This is a genomic window from Peribacillus frigoritolerans (assembly GCF_030676415.1).
Classification (GTDB): domain Bacteria; phylum Bacillota; class Bacilli; order Bacillales; family DSM-1321; genus Peribacillus; species Peribacillus frigoritolerans_A.
The window spans coordinates 160,826-181,360 of sequence record NZ_JAUUTW010000002.1 but is presented as its reverse complement, the minus strand read 5'-3'; the positions used below and the strand labels follow the sequence as shown (position 1 = coordinate 181,360).

The following is a 20,535-nucleotide window of genomic DNA, read 5'->3' as shown; positions in this document are numbered from 1 at the left end:
TGGATACTTTAGTCTACAAACTGAAAGACTGCCAGGGTGAACTGGCAGTCTTTCTTTTCCTTATAAATCAAGCAGATGTTTTCTTTTCTTGTCCTTTGATGGTTGTACCGTCTTTAAGGACGAGCTTTGGAGATTCATTTTTCGAAATCGTGCTGCCTGTGATTACACATTTTGCAACATCATCACGTGAAGGCAGATCGAACATCACTTCAAGAATGATGCCTTCAATGATCGATCGCAGACCACGTGCACCCGTTTTACGTTCAATTGCCTTTTTAGCAATTTCACTTAGCGCTTCCTGTTCGAATTCCAATTCAACATCGTCAAGCTCAAGCAATTTTTGATATTGTTTAACAAGGGCATTTTTCGGCTTTGTAAGGATTTCAATCAAAGCAGCCTCATCCAATTGCTCAAGAGTCGCAATTACCGGAAGACGTCCAATGAATTCCGGAATTAATCCGAAACGAAGCAAGTCTTCAGGAAGGACTTTGGAAAGCAATTCTTTTTCTGCAATATCATCCTTTTTCACGTCAGAGCCAAAGCCAATGACTTTTTGACCAAGACGGCGTTTGATGATCGGTTCGATGCCATCAAAGGCACCGCCGCAGATGAACAAAATATTGGTCGTATCGATTTGGATGAATTCCTGATGTGGATGTTTACGTCCACCTTGAGGCGGAACGCTTGCAACCGTTCCTTCAAGAATTTTCAATAAAGCTTGTTGCACACCTTCACCAGACACGTCACGTGTAATAGAAGGGTTTTCCGATTTACGGGCAACTTTATCGATTTCATCAATATAAATGATGCCTTTTTCCGCTTTTTCCACATCATAATCAGCTGCTTGGATCAATTTTAGAAGGATGTTTTCGACATCTTCCCCAACATATCCAGCTTCCGTCAATGAAGTGGCATCAGCAATGGCAAAAGGAACATTCAGTAGTCGCGCCAATGTTTGCGCAAGAAGGGTTTTCCCGCTTCCCGTCGGTCCGATTAGGGCGATGTTACTTTTAGAAAGCTCCACATCGTCGACTTTGCTATTGGAATTGATACGTTTATAATGGTTGTAAACAGCGACAGCCAAAGATTTCTTTGCCTGTTCTTGTCCAATCACATATTCGTCAAGAATTTCACGGATTTCCATAGGTTTAGGAACATCTCTGAATTCTACTTCTTCATCAGTGCCCAGCTCTTCTTCAACGATCTCCGTACAAAGTTCTATACACTCGTCACAAATATAGACACCTGGACCAGCAACCAGTTTACGGACTTGTTCTTGTGTTTTACCGCAAAAAGAACATTTCAACTGTCCTTTTTCATCATTAAATTTAAACATGTACGTTCACCCCTTTAAATACTCTTCCAACTCTATTACATAGCGGTACCCAATCGTAATGAAAAAAAACTAGGCACACAGCTACTTAAACATTCCAAAATCCCTAGTATGTTTTGCAGTTTATCATGTTCTTGGAAGTTTAGTAACAAAAATGCTCACGGTCCGAGTTGTTAAATAAGTACAATAATCAATCAATATGTATTTGCCCTTTACCAGTATGCCCAAAACTTTGGATTTTTAAAAGCAGGATTTGCTGTATAAATATGTATATGCGGTATTAGAACTAATCTACACCGAAATCCAAAAAAAATCAATCAGGAAATAACCGATATTTGAAATTTACACTAATTCTCAATATGTATAAAACAAGGCACGATTACTCGCGCCTTGTTTTTTAAAGGAAATATTTAAATCTACTTATTTATAAAAATTATTTTGCGTCAACTGTTTTGCTGTTTTCTACCAAGAAGTCAATCGCTTTCTTAATTTTAAGATCGCCTTTGATTCCTTCTAAGTTTCCAAGAGCTTGTTTGATCGCGTCAACTTCCATATTGTACATAGTAGCCATTTGTGCAAGTTCAGCTTCTACATCTTCGTCAGTCGCTTCAAGTTTTTCAACTTCAGCAATCGCTTCAAGAGTTAGGCTCGTACGAACTTGTCCTTCAGCTTCTTCTTTCATTTGCGCTTTTAAAGCTTCTTCGTCTTGACCTGAGAATTGGTAGTAAAGTTCCAAATTAAGACCTTGAGATTGAATGCGTTGAGAGAACTCATTCATCATGCGGTCAACTTCGTTTGAAATCATTGCTTCAGGAACGTCCATTTCTGCACCTTCAACAGCTTTACCAATTACAGTGTTTTGAATGAAGTTTTCTTCTTCATGTTTTTTGTCATGCTCTAATTTATGTTTTGTTTTTTCTTTAAGTTCAGCCAATGTTTCCACTTCGTCGTCGACATCTTTCGCGAACTCATCATCCAACTCAGGAAGTTGTTTTGTTTTGATTTCGTGAATTTTCACTTTGAATACTGCTGGTTTACCTGCAAGTTCAGCAGCATGGTATTCTTCAGGGAATGTAACTTCGATATCTTTTTCAGCGCCAGTTTCAAGACCGACAAGTTGCTCTTCAAATCCTGGAATGAAAGAGTTTGAACCGATTTCCAATGAATGGTTTTCTGAAGCTCCGCCTTCGAATGCTTCACCATCAACGAATCCTTCAAAGTCAAGAACAACTGTATCGCCTTCAGCGACTTGTCCTTCTTCTTTAACGACAAGCTCAGCTTGACGCTCTTGCAAAGTTTTCAATTCGTTTTCAACATCTTCGTCAGTTACTTCAGTATTGAATTTTTCAACTTCAACACCTTTGTAATCTCCCAATTTAACTTCAGGCTTAACTGTTACAGTTGCAGTGAAGATCAGGTTTTCGCCTTTTTCCATTTTCTCGATGTCGATTTCTGGACGATCTACAGGCTGAATTCCAGCTTCTTCGACAGCATTTGCATAAGCATCTGGAAGAATGATATCAAGCGCATCTTGGTAAAGTGATTCTACGCCGAATTTTTTTTCGAACATTTGACGTGGCATTTTACCTTTACGGAAGCCAGGTACATTTACTTGTTTCACTACTTTTTTGAAAGCTGCGTCTAAACCTTCGTTTACTTTTGCAGCGTCAACTTCAATTGTTAGTACGCCTTGATTACCTTCTTGTTTTTCCCATTTTACAGACATGTGTTTCCCTCCAAAAAATCTATATACTTCAATAATAAGCATTGGATGAATATGCTTTGCAAGTCTTAACAAGTCATCCTTCATATATACCCAAAAAATTTTGGGGAAATCGTCAAAATTAGACGATTATACATTACAACCACTACATTATACCACAGGATTAATCTGTTACAACAGCAATAGCTTAAATAATGGGATAAGAAATTTCTTCAATTTCTTTTATATAGGAAAGTATATCCGCAACGGTTTCCTCATCAGCCTGGTAAAGGTCCGCTAAGCCCCTCCCGAAAACTTCCCCTGTCATGTATTCTTCCGCCAAGGCATGGTAGGCAGCTGCCCATGCAGGCAAGCTCTCAGGTCCGGGTTCAAAAGGAAACAATAAAAAAGAATGACGTTCAATCAAACTATGGACCATTTCAAATAAGCTCGGATTATCCTGACTGATTTCCTCTTCAGTCAATCCGGTTACCTTCTTATAGAAGTCCGTCTCCTTCAAACTTTTCAATTCCCTTGGTATGACCGACTTCGATTGATTGAATTTCCTCAGAGTCACTTCCTCGTTATATTCCTGGTCGATCAGGATGTTAAGGAGCATGGTTTTAAAGAAAGGGTGTCCCTCATCTTTCTGTAGAAATTCTTCGATTTGAGGAATAAATGGTCGAATATTGATATTCGTGAGTTTGGAAATGACCAAAAGCATTTCATTATCCGTTTTCCCTTCAAAAAGTTCATCCTCCTGCAATTCCTCTGAAAGCTGCTGATTTTGCCTTTCCTTCTCCTCTTTTTTATCCTCAAGGGCCCTTTTACTGAACTGAAGCATCTTTTCGAAATGTTCCTCTTTATCAAAGGGAATTTGGCTTTCTTCAAATAGCAGTTCGATCGTCGTGACCATTTCCTGATGCTCGCCTAATTGCAGCAGTACCATCAAATAAATATTGATCAGTTGAAAATAGTCGCCGATGCCTTTATTCAGCATCTCTATACACAACTCTTTTGACTCCTGGTAATACTCAAGTTCGACTAGTGAGACCACTAGCCCCATGCAAACTTCATCATTTTCGGGTTCATACTCCCTAGCTTGGCTGAAAAGCTGTGCAGCCGCTTTAAAGTTCCTGTTTCCAAGCTCATCCAGTCCTTTTACAATCAGCCTTTCACCAAGATTTGGAAAGGCGATAATTTTGGTTTCTCCGGCCTTCTTTTGGTTTTTCTCATCATCCATCCTATTTTCCGCCTCACCGTTCGCTTTTTGAGAAACAGTGTAGCATGTAATAGCAGGAAACACAAAAATTTATGTGGGCGGATGAACGCCTTTCCTTCTTTCCCGATAAAAAAATCCCGCATCCTTTCAAATATAAAAGGAGAACGGGAAAATGACCTTTTTCTATTAAATACTCGATACAGCCTTTTTTTGAGATTCATAGGCAGAAATCTCTTTATCATATTGAAGCGTTATCGAAATTTCATCCCAGCCCTTGATGAGCATTTCCTTCCAATATGGATGAATTTCAAAGCTTGTTTCAAACCCTTGACCATCTTTCAATGTCTGATTGGGAAGGTCGATCGTCAACTCATAATCAGGTGCCGACACTCTCTCCATTAAATAGTTTACTTCAGTCTGGGTTAAAGCAATGGGGACCATGCCATTTTTCATGCAATTACTTTTAAAGATATCAGCATAAGACGGAGCGATGATGATATCGAATCCGTAGTCCTTCAATGACCAAGGGGCATGCTCACGCGAAGAACCGCAGCCAAAATTTTCACCTGCTATTAAAATGGACGTGTTTTGATTATGGGGCTGATTCAATTCAAAATCAGGACGTTTCTTTCCATTTTCATCAAAACGCCAGTTATAGAATAAAAATTCGCCAAATCCGCTTCGCTCAATCCGTTTTAAAAATTGCTTTGGAATGATTTGGTCCGTATCCACGTTTTTACGGTCAAGTGCCGCCGCTCTTCCTTTATATATAGTAATGGGTTCCATTCTCTGCACCTCCGGTTAATTCGTATTCTTAATGGACTCGTTCAGTTCTGTTCAAATTCCTAATATCGACAAATTTCCCATGAATGGCGGCCGCGGCAGCCATAGCCGGACTAACCAGGTGTGTCCTTGCTCCAGCTCCTTGCCTGCCTTCAAAGTTCCGATTACTTGTGGAGGCACAATGCTCACCGGCCGGAACCACGTCAGGATTCATGCTCAGGCACATGCTGCAGCCCGAATCGCGCCATTCGAAGCCCGCTGATTTGAAAATCTCATCCAACCCTTCATCTTCCGCTTGCCTTTTGACGCTTTGTGAACCGGGAACGACCATCGCCCGAACCCCTTTTTGAACAGTTTGGCCTTCGATCATTTCTGCGGCTTGCCGTAAGTCCTCAATGCGTGAATTGGTACACGATCCTATGAATACATGTTGTACGGGAATTTCCGTAATCGGCATGCCTTCCTCAAGACCCATATACTCAATGGCTCGATTCAGTTCCTTAGGATCCATGATATCTTCTGCGAAGGTAGGTACTTTTCCGTCCACTCCACTAGCCATTCCAGGATTTGTCCCCCAGCTGACCATTGGTGGAATTAGACTGCCATCAAGTATGATTTCTTGGTCATATACAGCATCCTCATCACTGGAAAGAGACTTCCAGTCCTGAACACACCGCTCGAACTCTTCTCCTTTCGGCAAATATTTCCGACCCTTCAAATAAGAGAACGTTGTTTCATCAGGAGCTACCAGCCCCGCTCTTGCCCCTCCTTCGATCGACATATTGCAAACCGTCATTCTCTCTTCCATTGACATCTCCCGGAAAACTTCCCCACAATACTCAATGATATGTCCCGTACCGAAATCGACGCCGAATTTAGAAATCACATATAAAATGACATCTTTAGCCATAACGCCATGACCAAGCTTGCCATTAACCTCAAGCTTTAATGTTTTGGGTTTTGTTTGCCATAGGGTTTGCGTGGCCAAAACATGCTCGACCTCACTCGTACCGATTCCAAACGCAATCGAGCCAAACGCACCATGTGTGGAAGTATGACTGTCTCCGCAGACAATCGTCATCCCTGGCTGTGTGAGCCCTAATTCCGGCCCGATAACGTGAACGATACCTTGTTCCGGGCTGTCTAAATCAGCAAGGCGGATACCGAACTCCTTACAGTTTTGCTCAAGCGCCTCTAATTGTTTCCTTGCAATATCATCCTCGATGAAATAGCGATTAACGGTTGGCACATTATGATCCATTGTCGCGAAAGTACGGTCGGGTCTCCTGACTTTGCGTCCTTTTAATCTCAATCCTTCAAATGCTTGCGGAGAGGTCACTTCATGAATATATTGAAGGTCTATATAAATTAAATCCGGTTTATTCTCCTCTTCATTTACAATATGGCGATCCCATATTTTCTCTATTATCGACTTTCCCATCTTTATCCCACCTCGATCAATCTTGTATTTTTTTAAAAAACACGGCCTAATGTTAGGCCGTGAAAGAAGTTTATGCGTAAGCTCCCATGATGTTGGAAATGGCTTCCTGGTCTAAAAGATTTGCTTTTATTTCTGCAATCATTTCTGAAGTAGACGTAATATTTGGTTGGCCATTTGCGATATCGCCTGTTCTCAAGCCATATTCAAGGACCGTTTCCACCGCCTGCTCAACGGCTTGCGCCTCATCTTCCAAACCAAAGGATAGACGCAGCATGGAAGCCGCTGATAAAATCGTCCCAATCGGATTAGCCAGGTTTTTGCCCGCGATATCCGGGGCAGAGCCATGAATCGGTTCATATAGATTAGGCCCTTTTGTTGATATAGAGGCGGAAGGGAGCATTCCAAGCGAGCCAGTCAATACCGACGCTTCATCGCTTAAAATATCACCGAACATATTCTCCGTCACGATAATATCAAATTGTTTCGGGTTTTTGATCAATTGCATGGCTGCATTATCAACAAGCATATGTTCAAGGATTACATCCGGATAGTCCTTGGCAATTTCTTCAGCCGTCTCACGCCACATCCTGCTGGATTCAAGAACATTCGCTTTATCCACGGATGTTACTTTTTTCTTGCGATCCGATGCCAATGCAAAAGCAAGTTCAATGATGCGCTTCATTTCGCTTTTCTGATAGAAAAGTGTATCGACGACCGCCTCTTCCCCTTCTCTTTCAACGCGCTCACTTGGCTTTCCGAAATAAAGGCCGCCAGTCAGTTCCCTGACAATCACGAAGTCCACATCTTCAATGAATTCCTTTTTAAGAGGAGAAGATTCCGACAAGCTGGAATAATAGCTGATTGGACGGATGTTAGCATACAGATTCAAATCTTTTCGGATTTTCAACAAACCTCGTTCCGGTCTTAGGTGCGCAGGCTGGTCATCCCACTTAGGTCCTCCAACGGCCCCTAATAATACCGCATCGCTGTTTTTACAAATCTCCACTGTTTCATCCGGCAGGGGCGAACCTGTGTTATCGATGGCCCCGCCTCCAATCTCACCATATTGAAATTCAAAATCGTGTCCATATCTTTGGGCAACGGCTTCGAGGATTTCTACAGCGCCTCTTGTTACTTCTTTCCCGATGCCATCTCCTTGAAGCACCGCAATATTCCTTTTCATCGAAATCTCCCCTTCCTATAGTAATACTGCTTTTTCTTCCAGTTCCTTCATGATGATCACACGGTTCACAGCATTCAAATATGCTTTGGCGGATGCTTCCAAGACGTCCTGATCAAGACCGCGGCCGCTAGTTTCCACACCGTTATAATTAATTTTCACAAAGACCTGAGCAAGGGCATCCATTCCGCCGCCTACCGATTGAATTCGATAGTCCAGCAAGTTGATCTCGCTGCCCAAACATCTTTCAAGCGTGTTATATAGAGCTTCAACACTACCTGCACCTGTAGCCGCTTCCTGAATCTCCTCATTATCGCCTTTTTTCAGTGTGACCGTCGCTGTCGCCGTCTGATGGGTACCATGGGAAATTTGTAAGGAAATCATGTCATAAAAACTGATATCCGTCGCTTTCTCTTCAAGCACCAGCGCAACGATATCTTCATCCGTCATCGTCTTTTTATTATCGGCCAATTCCTTGAATTGGACGAATAATGAGTTCATTTCCTCATCCGTTACCGTAAAATTCAACTCTTGTAATCTTTCTTTGAAAGCATGGCGTCCTGAATGCTTTCCTAAAACGAGTGAATTGGACGAAACACCGACGAGTTCAGGTGATATGATTTCGTATGTCGTTTTTTCCTTTAACACGCCATCCTGGTGAATGCCAGATTCATGTGCGTATGCATTTGCACCAATAATGGCTTTATTAGCAGGAACCTGCATACCTGTAAGGCGGCTGACCAAATCACTGGTCCTTTTAATTTCATTCAATACAAGATCCGTTCTCGCTTGATAGAAATCTTTACGGATGTAAAGTGCCATAGCCACTTCTTCGAGCGCCACATTTCCGGCACGTTCACCAATTCCGTTGATTGTGCCTTCTACTTGCGTAGCCCCGCCTTCGATGGCAGCCAATGAATTGGCCGTCGCCATTCCAAGATCGTCATGGCAGTGTGCGGATAAACTGACTTTATCAATAGAAGGAACATGTTCACGAAGGTATCTGAAAATGTTTCCGTATTCGATTGGAGCTGCATACCCTACAGTATCCGGGATGTTAATGACCTTGGCACCAGCTTGAATGACCGCTTCAACGATTTCAGCCAAGTAGTCAAGTTCTGTACGGCTTGCATCTTCTGCAGACCATTGCACGATCGGAAAACGTGCTGCCCCGTACTTGACCATTTCAACCGACCTTTCAACCACTTGCTGCTTCGACATTTTCAACTTATATTCACGATGAATGGGCGAAGTGGCGATGAACGTATGCAATCTTGGTTCTGCGCCGCCCCTTAATGAATCCCAAGCTGCATCAATATCTCCTTTTACAGCACGCGCCAGCCCTGTGACAGAGCTGTTTTTGATTTTGCGCGCGATTTCCTGTACGGAGTTGAAGTCCCCTTTGGATGCTGCCGGAAAACCGGCTTCGATAATATCAACACCCAATCTTTCAAGCTGATAAGCAATTTCAAGTTTTTCGGTAAAATTCAAATTTACACCGGCTGATTGCTCCCCATCTCGAAGTGTAGTTTCAAATATATTAATTTTTCGCAACGGCTACCACTTCTTTCTCTTTTTGTTGAGGTTTTACGAATGGCATCATTTTTCTTAATTCACGGCCAACCACTTCGATTTGATGTTGGTTTTCACGATTATTGATAGCATTGAAGACTGGACGATTCGCTTGGTTCTCCAAGATCCATCCTTTAGCGAACTCACCGTCTTGGATGTCTTTCAAGATCGCTTTCATTGCCTCTTTCGTAGTTTCCGTCACAACGCGTGGTCCAGAAACGAAATCTCCCCATTGAGCTGTGTCAGAAATGGAATAGCGCATGTTTTCCATACCGCCTTCATACATAAGGTCGATGATTAATTTAAGTTCATGTAAACACTCGAAATATGCTACTTCCGGTTGGTATCCAGCTTCTGTCAAGGTTTCGAACCCAGCTTTCACAAGGGACGTCAAACCGCCGCAAAGTACAGCCTGCTCTCCAAATAGATCCGTTTCCGTTTCTTCCTGGAAAGTAGTTTCCAAACCGCCAGCTCTTAAAGAACCGATTCCCCGAGCATACGCAAGGGCCAATTCTCTTGCTTCACCCGTAACATTTTGATAGATGGCGAACAATGCCGGCACCCCTGCACCTTGTTCATATGTACGGCGAACAAGATGTCCCGGACCTTTTGGAGCGACTAATAATACATCTACGTCTGCCGGCGGAACGATTTGATTGAAATGGACGTTGAATCCGTGTGCGAACATTAACGCTTGACCTGCACGCAATACCGGTTTGATTTCTTCTTGGTATACTTTCGGCTGAGTTTCATCCGGTAATAGGTTCATGATCACATCTGCCTGTTCAGCGGCTTCTTTCACTGTGTAAACATTAAAGCCGTCTTCCACCGCTTTATCGAAGGATTTACCTTTCCTGATTCCGATGATTACATCTACACCGCTGTCACGTAGGTTTTGTGCGTGTGCGTGTCCTTGTGAACCATATCCGATGACCGCTACCTTTTTATTGTTGAAAAAATTCTCGTTTGCTTCTGCGTTATAATATACTTTTGCCATAATAATTACATCTCCCTTTTCATCATTGTTTTTGTTTTTGTTTTTTTGTTTTGGTTTTTGTTTTTGTTTTATACGATTGTCGCACTCTTAGCGTGTGCAATTTGCATTCCACGTGGGATGGCGGCTGTCCCTGTCCTTGCCAATTCCTTGATGCCATATGGCTTGATCAGTTCAATGAAGGCTTCGATTTTATCCGATTCCCCTGTGATTTGAACTGTCAGGCTATCTTTACTGACATCAATAACTGAAGCCCGGAAGGGTTCGATGACTGAATAAATCTCGGCTCGGGTCTGTGTAGTCACCAATATTTTAATGAGTGCAAGTTCCCTCGCCACAATCGATTGATTCGTAATATCATATACTTTCAAAACATCGATCTGCTTATTCAATTGCTTGGTGATCTGTTCAATGACAGCTTCGTCATCAACATCGACCACAAAGGTCATCCTTGAAATGCCATCCTGTTCGGAAGGTCCGACAGTCATGCCTTCAATGTTATAATTTCTTTTCGTGAACAGGTTCGTAATCCGATTCAGGACGCCTGGCCGGTTGTTCACGGTGAGACTAAGAATTCCCTTCATTGATTAAACTCCTTCCATTTCATCAAGCCCTTTTCCTTGTGCTACCATCGGAAAGACATTTTCGTTTTGTTTTACCCGGAAATCAATCAACACCGGACCATCAGTCTTTAACGCTGCATCCAGGCAGTTGCTTGCTTCTTCCTCCGTCGTCACTTTGTATCCCGGAATTCCATATGCATCGGCCAATTTCACGAAATCCGGATGCGATTGAAAAATACTGTGTGAGAAACGGTTATCATGAAAGAGTTCCTGCCACTGTCTTACCATCCCTAGTGCCCCGTTGTTGACGATGATGATTTTGATTGGCAGATTCATTTCAGCAATGACTGAAAGTTCCTGCAGGCACATCTGGAATCCACCATCCCCCGATATGGAAAGCACCGTCGCTTTCGGATTCGCCAGTTGCGCTCCGAGAGCCGAAGGTAAGCCAAAGCCCATCGTCCCCAATCCACCGGAAGTGACCCATGAATTCGGTTTGTTAAACGGATAGTATTGCGCTGCCCACATTTGATGCTGTCCAACATCCGTCGTAACAATGGCCTCCCCATTCGTTTTTTCATGAAGCATCTGGATGACCCGCTGAGGTTTCAGTACGCCTTCTTCATGTGTATAACGCAATGGGAACTCTTCATTCCATGCAGTCAGCTGTGTTGTCCATTCATCAATTTCAGGTTTCTTGCCGTTTTGCGCAATCAACTCCGCCAGTGCTTCCCTGGCACTTCCGACGACCGGGATTTTTGTCGGCACATTTTTACCGATTTCCGCTGGATCAATATCGATATGGGCCACCGTTGCATGCGGTGCGAATTTCGCTAGATTCCCAGTCAATCGATCATCGAACCTGGCACCGATATTGATTAATAGATCACATTTCGATAACGCCATGTTTGCTGCATAGCAGCCATGCATACCACCCATTCCGATAAAGAGAGGATGTTCCGCCGGAAAGCCCCCAAGACCCAATAAAGTATGAACGACGGGAATGCCTTGCTGCTCGACATATTCCTTTAATAGATGGGAGGCCTTTGCATGCAGGACACCTGCCCCTGCAAGAATGACCGGTCTTTTCGCTCTGCTTACGGCTTCAACTAGCTTTCTGATCTGTAAGTAATTCGGCTTGGTCGTCGGCTGATAGCCAGGGAGATCCATTTCTGGCTCCTTATCCGTCGATACACCTTCTATAATGGCCATATCCTTAGGAATATCGATTAATACTGGACCGGGCCGGCCGCTTGAAGCGATATAAAAAGCTTCTTTTATAATGCGCGGAAGGTCTTCCGGCTTCCTTACCTGATAGTTATGTTTTGTAATCGGGGTAGTAATCCCCAGTACATCAGCTTCCTGGAAAGCATCCGAACCAATTACACTGGTTGCTACCTGACCCGAAATTACCACAAGAGGCAAAGAGTCAATCATTGCATCGGCCAAACCGGTGACAATGTTCGTTGCCCCTGGACCGGATGTGACTATGACCACCCCCGGCTTGCCGGTAATCCTGGCGTATCCTTCCGCTGCATGAATCGCACCTTGTTCGTGCCTAGTCAAAATATGAAAAAGTTCTGAACTGTAAAGCTTGTCATAAATCGGCAATACAGAACCTCCCGGATAACCAAAGATGACTTCAACATTTTCCTTTTTCAATGCATTCAGCAGAAATTCGGCACCACTATAATGTGTCTTTCCACTTTTCCGATCAGCAACAACTGACTTTTGTGTCATTTCGTAAAAACCTCCTTCACTTTTCCATTAAATGTTTTCCTAAGATTCAGAATTTTCAGCTTTTTAAGCATACAAAAAAGCCTTTTCACCCCAAATGTACTTGCACTTGGCAAGTTAAAGGGGTGAAAAGGCTTGATGAGCCACTCCACGGTACCACCCTTTTTCGCATGAAACTCCATGCGCACTTTGAATAGCCTACACTATTCTCTGTTTTGGTAACGGGTACTGGTACGCACCCGTTCAGCCCTACTAGTCTGACGTTCAAGCTGAAACTCCAAGGTGAGTTCATCTTTCGGGACAATACCGGCTCTCAGCTACCCGGCTCTCTGTGACTGCCTTTTTAAAAGACTACTTATCCTCTTCAATGCTTTTCGCATTATTCATATTTTTCGAAACGCTTATGTTTGATGTCTTGTATTTGTGATTATCTTACGTGTATTTCAGGTAGTAGTCAACAGGTTTTTTGAAATTTTTTGATAATTCTAAATTGAAAGATTTGTTGTATACGCTTACATACCTATCATGACCACATTTTATAAAAAAAGTTTTTTCAATTTTTAATTTTTAAAAACATCAGATATCCCATTAAAATTATTAAGTGATAACAAACTTCACCACTGAAATATCCTTGCACTGCCCACATGATGCCAGTCACTAGTAATGGTTTTCTCAAATAGCGGATCATCCATTTTCCCTTTCAGCTTCATTTTCACTGTTCGCTGACGCCACTCTTGATACACAGGATTCGGCCTCATTCCCTTTTGAAGATCTCTCATGGATAAACCACCTGACATTCCAAGATGCAGAAAATCACGGAACTATAAATTCCCTCCCCGAACAAATCCCAGCGATTTTGCCAGGGCTGCAACCCTTGTCCACTTTTCGCCCTCTCACAATGCCCGCTTGCCGTCATCACTAACCATGACAAAAAACTACAGTAAGTCCATAATTATGCAAGGATTGGCCCTCTCTTGCATAAGTCACGATTGGCTTGATCATTCGTCCTGCCTCGTTCATACAATTCATTTTGTTCAGGGAAACTCGATAACCAGCCGTTATTTGAAGAAATATCCCCGCTTCATAAGCTAATATAACCACTTCGAGTATCGTCCCGTTCACGACCGGGTCCATACCGATTCCCAAAGTATTCCTTTTCACGATTCAATAGGGTTTGTACTTTGATGGCCATCCTAGCACCTACCCTATATTAAATGCGAACAACACTGTAGATGGAAAGGCGTTTAATATTATTTTCTTGGTGGATTGAAGGGGTAAAGATTATCTAAAAAAAATGACAAAGGGCTGAACACAGGTGATATTAATCATCCCCTGGTCCAGCCCTCTGGTTCATTTAGCCAATACATCCTCGTATTCTGCATTTTTTTCAAATTGTTTTTGAACAAACGAACATACCGGAACAATTTTCAGTTTTTCCTCCCTTGCGAACCCAATTACCTTTTCAACAAGGGCATTTCCTACCTTTTGCCCGCGAAGCTTGTCAGAAACAACGGTATGATCGACCGTGATTTCATCATCACCTGATTTAAAGAATGTGATTTCCGCTAGTTTCTCACCAGATTCTTCGACAAAAAAAGAACTTTCACCTTTTTTGATATCCACCATCTTGACGACCTCCTTTAAGTTCCTTTTTATCATATCTCACAAAATGGAAATTAAACAAATATTTAAAACGTGATCGAAATTTAAAAAAGCAAAGTACTTCCAACTTTAAAGCTAGGATTGCCCATGTGAAGTTTATTCACAAACTGATGATGGCTGATAAATATTTCTTCAAGGAAGGCAAAGACAAAACTTGCTCGACCTTTTCCTTGCCGCTGATATACCCTTCCGGTAAAACCTTAGTTTTTCCATGGCTGACGTGTACAATACTGAATGAAATTATTTTAAAAGGTTTTAATTACTCTTACGTACCCAAAATGAAATACCATATTTTTCAAGCTTTCGATTTTTAATTACATTTAATTAATGGAAGAAATCTTTCCGTAACGATGTAAGAATAAGTATATAATACTAGAAACTGAAAAAACTGCCCTATATAGGTTAGGACAGTTTTAAGCTTTTATGAAAACAAAATATAAAATGATCATCAATAACAATATGACCATAAAAACAGCGATTAGAATTACGTGCGCACTTGAAGGCTGGAACGTTCCTTCATTGATTTGCCGCTTCTTCTGAAGATAACCGAATGTCGCCAGCACTGTAATCACAAGGCCCAATGCACACGCAAACATCCCCAGCACGATACTGATCAAGTCAATCCGGGCATCCCGATGCACACCAATCGTAAAATGCAGGCTTGTCGCAAGAAAACCAACCCCCACTATCGCAATCACCGTTCTTATCCACGCTAAGAAAGTGCGTTCATTAGCCAGATGCTGCTGGGCATATTTCAATTGGTTTTTCTCCATGTCATCACCTTAATCGAACGTTTTTGATCAACCTAAAAATCAGTCATCTTTTCAGGAGGGAAAAGGCCCTGAACATAGACCCGACAAACATTAGCCCTGCACCGCCGAGCAATAAATATATACATAGCGTTTTATCAATAACATTCAAAGGATAAAGCAAGGCCCCCAGCGCAATGATTGCTCCTATCCCCGTTATGGTCCATCCTATTTTTTTCATTCGCAACTCCTAAAATTAATTATTTAGTGAAGGTCCTCCACGGGTTTCCCCCTATAACAGGTCCCTCATTACTAGCTTAAACCATTTACAAACTAACAACAAGTGAGATCCCCTGATTATCTTCCCACAAAAAAAGAGCCATAAATGACCCCCTATTTTGAACACGCCCAAAATTCAGCCGTTCTTTTTATCCTTTTCCATGTATTCTTTTATTTTTCTTTCTTCCCACTCAGACCCGAAGTTTCCTTGTGCAAGGGTAGTAATTCCGTGTATCAGAACACCAATCCCCCACCCGCCAAGGGGATAAAGGAACCACCAATAACCAGGATTCGTTAAAAGGTTAATCGCAAACAACATGACATTCACCAATACATACACCGTTATATGAATGTAGAATGCCTTAAGGTTTTCGACTCTTTTTTTCGCCCGAAGATATCGATCTCCATTTTCCATCCCAGCACCTCCTAATCATAACACTAAAATATATTACCATTTGCTTCCATAATACCTTATTTATCATAAAGAAATAAGAATGAAATGCATCAAAGGTAAATCAGGAGCTGGGAATCGCGGAGAATCTCTAAAGGCCACGTACAAGTCAGTTGGATTTGATTCTATTGTATCCCCGTTCTTCGTATGGCTGTATTTTTTCCATCCACTTTTCTTCAAGTTTTTTCAATTCCCGTTTAGCATCAAAAAATCCTGTTTCTTTCGGCTTCAATATCTCCAGTACCTCAAAAGAAAAAGCATCTTTCCCATATTGGTTCCACTCACCTTGCAGCACTTTATTGGTGTTCGTTCCGACTTCCAATTCAAATTGTTTCCCCTTCAACGTCTTTAAATTCCCAGTGCTTCCGATAAAGACTTTATTATTTACCGTATTTCTGATTTGGTATACACCTGCTTCAACTTTCGTTTCTTTATATAATTGCTTCAATTCTTTTTTACGATCCATCTTTCTTGCCTCCAGTCTTCATTTCTTCAGCCAATATTGGCTCCCATCAGGCTTTCTATCCAAGAAGCCATATTCTATTAAATATCTTCTCAAAAGAACATGATCATGATAAACGGATCCCAATATTTGATTGATTTCTTTTTCTTCGTATTTCCGCTCATTTTCAAAACGGTTCATAACTTCTTGGAGAATGATCAGCCTTTGTTTTTCCTTTGGCGGGAAAGACTTTAATGATTCCTGACTGCCTTTAGGGAAGTATTTTTTCAGTACAGTCACCTTTTCTTCCTCGGTAACGTTATAACGATCATCGACCATCCTTGCTTTTTGATGGAGCGGGATAAATGCCGGCGCATGTTCATCTTTATCTTTCAAAAGTTCCATCAGGGCTAAAAACAACTTAGCCTGACGCTCTTTCTCTTTCAACACAAAGCGATGGTTCCGAATGGTGGAAGGACTGCCAATTCCCATTTCCTCCTGGACCTCAGCATCATTCTTCCCTTGGTAAAAAAGGCGAAGAAGGCGATTTTGATGGTCCGTGAGACCTGTAAGTTTTTTATCGAGATCAATCAAGTATTCAAAAACGGAGCGGTGTGCATGTTCAATATGAATTCGCATATACCTCTTTGCTTCATAAAGAACCCCATCTTTCGGGTATACTATCCCCTTTTCAATTGCATTTCCGCACAGCAAACAAACATATTGATTCTCACCTTCGATATACCCTTGTTTAAGCTCATCCTGAGATGCGCTCCAAAACATTTCAGCATCCTTCATAAAACAAACACTTCCCTAAAAAGTTTATAATATAATAAACATAATATTAATTTGTTTGCATTGTGTCAATGTTTTTTCTAATTTTTTTATAACTCCAGCAAAGTATCCAAAGATGACCTTGATTGTCAGAGGGGCTTCATATCATACAGCTGTCAGGCGAGTTCACCATCCATTAAACGATTCTAATGGCACTATGCCGATATAGCAGATTGAATAATAAGCGTAATTTCCCATGTCGAAATGGAGCCTTCTTTGTATAATTATCATCTCTCAATAATATGCTATATAAGCGTGAATAAGCTTTAGAGGAGGATATCTTATTGAAAGATGAAAACCATGCGATAGTTCCTTCAATCCATAACTCCGATTTACACAAGGCATTACATCATTTATCTGAACAATTCAAGGTATCACTGCCAGAATTACGCGATACGATTGAATTATTTATACAAAATGCGAAACAGATCAGTGAAGAAGATGATAAAAGTCCACCCGTCGAAGAGTTGAAGACGGCAATAATCAAAAACCGGGAAATCATTAAAAAAATCTCCAAACATTAAATAGGACTTGATAAAAATAAATAAAAAAGGCATCCAATTATGGATGCCTCAGACTGTAGACAAACTCTTGAAATAATTGAGTTTGCCTACAGTTTTTTAGTACTAGTACAATATGAACGTTGATTGGAACTCCCGGCACCCGCTTTCCGCGGGTGGTCGGGAGCCTCCTCGGCGCTCTTTGCGCCTGCCGGGTTTCTCCCTTGGACGCGTTTCCCCACTGGAGTCTCACACGCCTACAGTCTTTTTTGTTATAAATCAGAAGGATTAAAACTTGAGGTGAAGGGTGGTTTCCAATACTTAGGCATCCGATCATGGATAGCTTTTTTCCGAGGAGCATATGAAATTCCTAATATAATTCCTACGTTAGAGCTCAATAAGTATTAGCTAGGCACAAACTTAAGTATTCCTTCCAGATAAACACCTTGTTCTTTTCGTGTGCATTCCCTCAACTTGATTCTTCCTTCTTTTTCTAACTCCTTGGCTAATTGGACCACTTCAGTTCCATCTTCGGTTATTTCGACTGAGAAGAAATTACCCCGAGTGGAAGTTTGAATGAACTTGAATAATCTATCTTTATTCATTTAAACATCTCCTTATTTATAACAAGTTCGACATAAAAGGTCATCCACCTGCGATAAAAATGAAAAAAACTTCTTTCGTTGCACGAACAATAATGGTTCAAAGGATGCAAAACAAAGACATTCTTTTTACATTCATTCAAATTACCCTCATTAACTTAAAAAGTAAAAAAGCCAAAACCTTTAGAAGGTTTTGGCTTTTTAAGTTAGTGTCCCAGGAGAGATTCGAACTCCCGACCGACGCCTTAGAAGGGCGTTGCTCTATCCAGCTGAGCTACTGAGACATTTATGATATAAGTTGCGGTAAAACTTATGTATTACCTTAACTGTTCCCTTAGGACACTTCTTATTATAGTAGGATATCAAAAGAAAGTCAACGGTTTTTCAAAAAAAGTTTTTTTCTTTTTTTATGAACCAGGAAGCGGGGAAAAACGCTTCCTGTTCATTATACATGAAGTCATTCCATTTGATAAGCATTTCTTAGTTCCTCAACGATTTTTCCTTCAAGGTCATAATAGATGATTTCAAGTTGGTCATTTCCAATATCCAAAATGGCATAGGTTTTCTCTTTTCGTCCACGCGGCTGACGTATGCTTCCCGGATTGATGAAGAGCTTGCCGTCAATCAATTCGGAGCCTGCAGCGTGGGAGTGACCAAAGCAAATAATATCCGCCCCTGTCTCTTCACTTTTATAAGATAGGTTCATCAAGGTCCTATTTATGTTATAGAGGTGTCCATGCGTTAGGAAGAAACGCTTGCCTGCGATACTCTCCACAATGTCATTCGGATAAGCCGAATCATAGTCACAATTTCCACGTACGGCTAAGAACTCCGACATGTGAGGGTCATTTCTTTCCAACTCTGAATCACCGCAATGAATCATGGCAGCAACCTCTTGTTTATGACGGTCGGTAATCATGCTGATTTCATGAGTTAAGCCATGACTGTCACTCATTATTAGCACTTTCATCGTCACATTCCTTCTTCCCTTTTTAGAAATAGATCAAGTTTTTCATCTAGAGCCCTCAATGCGTTGGCACGGTGGCTGATTTTGTTTTTTTCCTCTTTTGTCAATTCGGCGTTTGTTTTGCCCTGTTCCTCAACAAAAAAGATGGGATCATAACCAAATCCATTCGTTCCTGAAGGCTGTTCTGTAATCAAGCCTTCCATCGTTCCCGATACCGTAATCGTTTCCTGGTTGGGTGACGCAAGTGCCAACGCGCAATAAAATCTCGCCGTTCTATCCTCTTTTGGCACGCCTTCCAGTTCCCGGAGGACTTTTTCCGTGTTTGCTTCATCACTTTTGGACTCTCCAGCATAGCGCGCAGAATATACGCCTGGACGGCCCTCCAATGCATCTACAATCAATCCGGAATCATCAGCAATGACAAAGTGGCCTAGCTGACGGGCAATGGCCTCTGCCTTCAGGATCGCATTTTCTTCAAAGGTCGTGCCTGTTTCCTCAACATCCGGAGCATCCGGTACATCGAGAAGTGTTTTGACTTCATATCCTTTAGCAGAGAATAAGCTTTCGAACTCCTTGGCTTTCCCTTTATTTTTCGTTGCAATGATTACTGTCTTCATTTCCATTTCACCCTTTTTTATTTTATCGGCACGAGAGCTTTTGGGGCTAAGAAAGATATTGCTGTAACTCGTTATATGTAAAAGCCGCTTCTTCTCCAGTGCCAAACGGACGGATTCAGCGCTGCCTTTCATGATTAACAACGGCCGCTGAATTTTCCAGATAAGTTAAGTCTAACACAACTCCCTCATCTGCAATAACCTGAAACTTATAAACTAACGTTTGTAATTTTCACTATGTTCAATATGGATATTAACTTTTATGTTATTTATTGAAGTCTTATCAAAGGAATTAATAATTTTATTATCCCACTTATTGACATGGTATCTGTATGCCTTTTCACTTATGTTAAAAAGGTCTGTATTGATTTTTCCCCCGTCTCCAATGTCTTCAAAATATCTTCCTTAACTTTTATTTCTACCTTTTTTTCGATTTTTTCGAAATCCAAGTTATCTATATTTTGTTTCAATATTCCATTTGCTCTAACCTCTAAATCATACAAAGGTTTCTTTTCTTGTTCCAAAACTATGATGTTTGTTTTGGGGTTCATGATTTCAACACTTACCTTTTGTTTGTTCAGGGAAAAAAACATCATTGTCGCCCTGTTTTCAACCCATTTTAAACCGATCAAATCTTGTTTACTTACGAACCCTTTATACTGTTGTTTTGATAAAACATAGCCGCCATTCAACGTTGGTATCTTTTTTTCTTTCCCCTTCTCTGAGTAATGATGCTCATTTATGACCAAAGAGGGAATTAAAATGGAACCAACCGGTTGATAAAATTCCGAAACCAGTTCACTGAAGTAATTTCCCCTTTCAAAAATTTATTTATGTAAAAACTTTCTCACGATACGGGAAATTGCTTGGCGGGGGTATTAGTTTTCAACTAATACAATAAGTAAGAT

The 20,535-nt window shown here is 41.4% G+C and carries 23 protein-coding genes, 1 tRNA gene and 1 other annotated feature; of the genes, 1 reads left to right on the top strand and 23 read right to left on the bottom strand.

Annotated features, from left to right (window positions below; all coding sequences use genetic code 11):
* Window positions 1-67: 67 nt before the first annotated feature.
* From clpX to Q8G36_RS02775, 18 genes are all read right to left on the bottom strand, one after another.
* Window positions 68-1,336, bottom strand: a complete 1,269-nt coding sequence (gene clpX, locus Q8G36_RS02860; RefSeq protein ID WP_134782382.1) for an ATP-dependent protease ATP-binding subunit ClpX — start codon at window positions 1,334-1,336, stop codon at window positions 68-70.
* Between the two features lie 430 nt (window positions 1,337-1,766).
* A complete protein-coding gene (gene tig, locus Q8G36_RS02855) occupies window positions 1,767-3,059 on the bottom strand; it encodes a trigger factor (RefSeq protein WP_101222812.1) in 1,293 nt (430 codons plus the stop codon).
* A gap of 184 nt (window positions 3,060-3,243) precedes the next feature.
* Complete coding sequence (locus tag Q8G36_RS02850) at window positions 3,244-4,278, bottom strand: tetratricopeptide repeat protein (protein WP_305158897.1); 1,035 nt, start codon at window positions 4,276-4,278, stop codon at window positions 3,244-3,246.
* Between the two features lie 165 nt (window positions 4,279-4,443).
* Complete coding sequence (gene leuD, locus Q8G36_RS02845; RefSeq protein WP_305158896.1) at window positions 4,444-5,043, bottom strand: 3-isopropylmalate dehydratase small subunit; 600 nt, start codon at window positions 5,041-5,043, stop codon at window positions 4,444-4,446.
* 28 nt (window positions 5,044-5,071) lie between these two features.
* Window positions 5,072-6,481 carry a 3-isopropylmalate dehydratase large subunit gene (gene leuC, locus Q8G36_RS02840; RefSeq protein ID WP_305158895.1) on the bottom strand — a complete coding sequence of 470 codons (1,410 nt, stop codon included), beginning with the start codon at window positions 6,479-6,481 and terminating at the stop codon, window positions 5,072-5,074.
* 70 nt (window positions 6,482-6,551) lie between these two features.
* Window positions 6,552-7,664 (bottom strand): 3-isopropylmalate dehydrogenase, encoded by a 1,113-nt coding sequence (leuB, locus tag Q8G36_RS02835; RefSeq protein WP_305158894.1) that lies wholly within the window; start codon window positions 7,662-7,664, stop codon window positions 6,552-6,554.
* A 15-nt stretch (window positions 7,665-7,679) separates the two neighbouring features.
* Window positions 7,680-9,215, bottom strand: a complete 1,536-nt coding sequence (locus Q8G36_RS02830) for a 2-isopropylmalate synthase (protein ID WP_305158893.1) — start codon at window positions 9,213-9,215, stop codon at window positions 7,680-7,682.
* A complete protein-coding gene (gene ilvC / locus Q8G36_RS02825) occupies window positions 9,202-10,230 on the bottom strand; it encodes a ketol-acid reductoisomerase (RefSeq protein WP_305158892.1) in 1,029 nt (342 codons plus the stop codon). Before ilvC ends, Q8G36_RS02830 begins: the two co-directional genes overlap by 14 nt.
* A gap of 68 nt (window positions 10,231-10,298) precedes the next feature.
* Entirely contained in the window at window positions 10,299-10,811 is a 513-nt protein-coding gene (ilvN, locus tag Q8G36_RS02820) for an acetolactate synthase small subunit (protein WP_101222819.1), read from the bottom strand.
* A gap of 3 nt (window positions 10,812-10,814) precedes the next feature.
* Window positions 10,815-12,530 (bottom strand): acetolactate synthase large subunit, encoded by a 1,716-nt coding sequence (ilvB, locus tag Q8G36_RS02815; protein WP_305158891.1) that lies wholly within the window; start codon window positions 12,528-12,530, stop codon window positions 10,815-10,817.
* 115 nt (window positions 12,531-12,645) lie between these two features.
* Window positions 12,646-12,904 (bottom strand) — a binding site (T-box leader).
* 237 nt (window positions 12,905-13,141) lie between these two features.
* Entirely contained in the window at window positions 13,142-13,306 is a 165-nt protein-coding gene (locus Q8G36_RS02810) for a hypothetical protein (RefSeq protein WP_305158890.1), read from the bottom strand.
* A 139-nt stretch (window positions 13,307-13,445) separates the two neighbouring features.
* Window positions 13,446-13,673 carry a hypothetical protein gene (locus Q8G36_RS02805; RefSeq protein ID WP_305158889.1) on the bottom strand — a complete coding sequence of 76 codons (228 nt, stop codon included), beginning with the start codon at window positions 13,671-13,673 and terminating at the stop codon, window positions 13,446-13,448.
* Between the two features lie 204 nt (window positions 13,674-13,877).
* A complete protein-coding gene (locus Q8G36_RS02800; RefSeq protein WP_081395481.1) occupies window positions 13,878-14,153 on the bottom strand; it encodes a GNAT family N-acetyltransferase in 276 nt (91 codons plus the stop codon).
* A gap of 449 nt (window positions 14,154-14,602) precedes the next feature.
* Window positions 14,603-14,962: a YidH family protein gene (locus Q8G36_RS02795; protein ID WP_305158888.1), complete on the bottom strand. Its 360-nt coding sequence runs from the start codon at window positions 14,960-14,962 to the stop codon at window positions 14,603-14,605.
* A 43-nt stretch (window positions 14,963-15,005) separates the two neighbouring features.
* Window positions 15,006-15,179: a hypothetical protein gene (locus Q8G36_RS02790; RefSeq protein ID WP_170971560.1), complete on the bottom strand. Its 174-nt coding sequence runs from the start codon at window positions 15,177-15,179 to the stop codon at window positions 15,006-15,008.
* Window positions 15,180-15,353: 174 nt separating this feature from the next.
* Complete coding sequence (locus tag Q8G36_RS02785; protein ID WP_305158887.1) at window positions 15,354-15,632, bottom strand: 2TM domain-containing protein; 279 nt, start codon at window positions 15,630-15,632, stop codon at window positions 15,354-15,356.
* Between the two features lie 145 nt (window positions 15,633-15,777).
* Window positions 15,778-16,134, bottom strand: a complete 357-nt coding sequence (locus Q8G36_RS02780; RefSeq protein WP_305158886.1) for a GIY-YIG nuclease family protein — start codon at window positions 16,132-16,134, stop codon at window positions 15,778-15,780.
* Between the two features lie 18 nt (window positions 16,135-16,152).
* Window positions 16,153-16,908, bottom strand: a complete 756-nt coding sequence (locus Q8G36_RS02775) for a DUF2087 domain-containing protein (RefSeq protein WP_305158885.1) — start codon at window positions 16,906-16,908, stop codon at window positions 16,153-16,155.
* Window positions 16,909-17,228: 320 nt separating this feature from the next.
* Between Q8G36_RS02775 and Q8G36_RS02770 the strand changes: the two genes are divergently transcribed.
* A complete protein-coding gene (locus tag Q8G36_RS02770; protein ID WP_305158884.1) occupies window positions 17,229-17,468 on the top strand; it encodes a hypothetical protein in 240 nt (79 codons plus the stop codon).
* 380 nt (window positions 17,469-17,848) lie between these two features.
* On the opposite strand, the gene Q8G36_RS02765 is transcribed toward Q8G36_RS02770, so the two are convergent.
* From Q8G36_RS02765 to Q8G36_RS02745, 5 genes are all read right to left on the bottom strand, one after another.
* The gene (locus tag Q8G36_RS02765; protein WP_048688856.1) at window positions 17,849-18,049 is read right to left on the bottom strand and encodes a hypothetical protein; all 201 of its coding nucleotides are present in this window, start codon (window positions 18,047-18,049) and stop codon (window positions 17,849-17,851) included.
* 207 nt (window positions 18,050-18,256) lie between these two features.
* Window positions 18,257-18,330, bottom strand: a tRNA-Arg gene (locus tag Q8G36_RS02760).
* A gap of 173 nt (window positions 18,331-18,503) precedes the next feature.
* The gene (locus Q8G36_RS02755) at window positions 18,504-19,016 is read right to left on the bottom strand and encodes a metallophosphoesterase family protein (RefSeq protein WP_305158883.1); all 513 of its coding nucleotides are present in this window, start codon (window positions 19,014-19,016) and stop codon (window positions 18,504-18,506) included.
* Window positions 19,017-19,018: 2 nt separating this feature from the next.
* The gene (locus Q8G36_RS02750; RefSeq protein WP_305158882.1) at window positions 19,019-19,630 is read right to left on the bottom strand and encodes an XTP/dITP diphosphatase; all 612 of its coding nucleotides are present in this window, start codon (window positions 19,628-19,630) and stop codon (window positions 19,019-19,021) included.
* 341 nt (window positions 19,631-19,971) lie between these two features.
* A complete protein-coding gene (locus tag Q8G36_RS02745) occupies window positions 19,972-20,319 on the bottom strand; it encodes a Ger(x)C family spore germination C-terminal domain-containing protein (RefSeq protein ID WP_305158881.1) in 348 nt (115 codons plus the stop codon).
* Window positions 20,320-20,535 lie beyond the last annotated feature (216 nt).

Excerpts from the sequence above, each read along its gene's own strand:
- clpX (WP_134782382.1), bottom strand. The coding sequence starts at position 1,336 with ATGTTTAAATTTAATGATGAAAAAGGACAGTTGAAATGTTCTTTTTGC.
- tig (WP_101222812.1), bottom strand. The coding sequence starts at position 3,059 with ATGTCTGTAAAATGGGAAAAACAAGAAGGTAATCAAGGCGTACTAACA.
- Q8G36_RS02850 (WP_305158897.1), bottom strand. The coding sequence starts at position 4,278 with ATGGATGATGAGAAAAACCAAAAGAAGGCCGGAGAAACCAAAATTATC.
- leuD (WP_305158896.1), bottom strand. The coding sequence starts at position 5,043 with ATGGAACCCATTACTATATATAAAGGAAGAGCGGCGGCACTTGACCGT.
- leuC (WP_305158895.1), bottom strand. The coding sequence starts at position 6,481 with ATGGGAAAGTCGATAATAGAGAAAATATGGGATCGCCATATTGTAAAT.
- leuB (WP_305158894.1), bottom strand. The coding sequence starts at position 7,664 with ATGAAAAGGAATATTGCGGTGCTTCAAGGAGATGGCATCGGGAAAGAA.
- ilvC (WP_305158892.1), bottom strand. The coding sequence starts at position 10,230 with ATGGCAAAAGTATATTATAACGCAGAAGCAAACGAGAATTTTTTCAAC.
- ilvN (WP_101222819.1), bottom strand. The coding sequence starts at position 10,811 with ATGAAGGGAATTCTTAGTCTCACCGTGAACAACCGGCCAGGCGTCCTG.
- ilvB (WP_305158891.1), bottom strand. The coding sequence starts at position 12,530 with ATGACACAAAAGTCAGTTGTTGCTGATCGGAAAAGTGGAAAGACACAT.
- Q8G36_RS02810 (WP_305158890.1), bottom strand. The coding sequence starts at position 13,306 with ATGAGAGATCTTCAAAAGGGAATGAGGCCGAATCCTGTGTATCAAGAG.
- Q8G36_RS02800 (WP_081395481.1), bottom strand. The coding sequence starts at position 14,153 with ATGGTGGATATCAAAAAAGGTGAAAGTTCTTTTTTTGTCGAAGAATCT.
- Q8G36_RS02795 (WP_305158888.1), bottom strand. The coding sequence starts at position 14,962 with ATGGAGAAAAACCAATTGAAATATGCCCAGCAGCATCTGGCTAATGAA.
- Q8G36_RS02790 (WP_170971560.1), bottom strand. The coding sequence starts at position 15,179 with ATGAAAAAAATAGGATGGACCATAACGGGGATAGGAGCAATCATTGCG.
- Q8G36_RS02785 (WP_305158887.1), bottom strand. The coding sequence starts at position 15,632 with ATGGAAAATGGAGATCGATATCTTCGGGCGAAAAAAAGAGTCGAAAAC.
- Q8G36_RS02780 (WP_305158886.1), bottom strand. The coding sequence starts at position 16,134 with ATGGATCGTAAAAAAGAATTGAAGCAATTATATAAAGAAACGAAAGTT.
- Q8G36_RS02775 (WP_305158885.1), bottom strand. The coding sequence starts at position 16,908 with ATGAAGGATGCTGAAATGTTTTGGAGCGCATCTCAGGATGAGCTTAAA.
- Q8G36_RS02765 (WP_048688856.1), bottom strand. The coding sequence starts at position 18,049 with ATGAATAAAGATAGATTATTCAAGTTCATTCAAACTTCCACTCGGGGT.
- Q8G36_RS02755 (WP_305158883.1), bottom strand. The coding sequence starts at position 19,016 with ATGAAAGTGCTAATAATGAGTGACAGTCATGGCTTAACTCATGAAATC.
- Q8G36_RS02750 (WP_305158882.1), bottom strand. The coding sequence starts at position 19,630 with ATGAAGACAGTAATCATTGCAACGAAAAATAAAGGGAAAGCCAAGGAG.